Source organism: Janibacter sp. RAF52, assembly GCF_052114035.1.
GTDB lineage: Bacteria > Actinomycetota > Actinomycetes > Actinomycetales > Dermatophilaceae > Janibacter > Janibacter hoylei.
Genome location: NZ_JBFRDY010000028.1, coordinates 1 through 812 on the forward strand (window position 1 = coordinate 1; position 812 = coordinate 812).

General features: G+C 67.0%; 1 protein-coding gene. It reads right to left on the bottom strand.

What is annotated here, in order from left to right:
• Nucleotides 1-812, bottom strand: an 812-nt coding sequence (locus AB4Y78_RS15605) for a nucleotide sugar dehydrogenase (protein WP_441737296.1), incomplete at both ends; no start/stop codon positions are given.

Sequence of the window (812 nt, forward strand, 5' to 3'; positions counted from 1 at the left end):
TCGCGGATGACGCGGGAGCCGTAGAAGGTCTCCTCGGTCAGGGCGGGCTCGAAGATGATGACCTCGATGCCCTTGCCCTTGAGGCGCTTCATGATCCCCTGGATCGAGGAGGCGCGGAAGTTGTCCGAGCCGGCCTTCATGATCAGGCGGTGCACGCCCACGACGCGGGGGCCGCGGCGCAGGATGTCCTCGGCGACGAAGTCCTTGCGGGTGCGGTTGGAGTCGACGATGGCCTGCATGAGGTTTTGCGGGACGTCCTGGTAGTTGGCCAGCAGCTGCTTGGTGTCCTTGGGCAGGCAGTAGCCGCCGTAGCCGAAGGAGGGGTTGTTGTAGTGCGACCCGATGCGCGGGTCGAGGCCGACGCCGTCGATGATCTGGCGGGTGTTGAGCCCGTGGCGGGCGGCGAAGGTGTCGAGCTCGTTGAAGTAGGCCACGCGCATGGCGAGGAAGGTGTTGGCGAAGAGCTTGATCGCCTCGGCCTCGGTGGAGTCGGTCAGCAGCACGGGCACCTCCTCGTCGACGGCGCCCTCGACGAGGAGGTCGGCGAAGCGGCGGGCGCGGTCGCTGACCTCACCGACGACGATGCGGCTGGGGTGGAGGTTGTCGAGCAGGGCCTTGCCCTCGCGCAGGAACTCYGGGCTGAAGATGAGGTTGTCGGTGCCGAAGCGCTCGCGGGCGCCRGCGGTGAAACCGACCGGGATCGTGGACTTGACGACCATGACCGCGTCCGGGTTGGTCGCGATGACGTCGGCGATGACCCCTTCGACGGAGGAGGTGTCGAAGTAGTTGGTCTGCGGGTCGTAGTCGGTGGG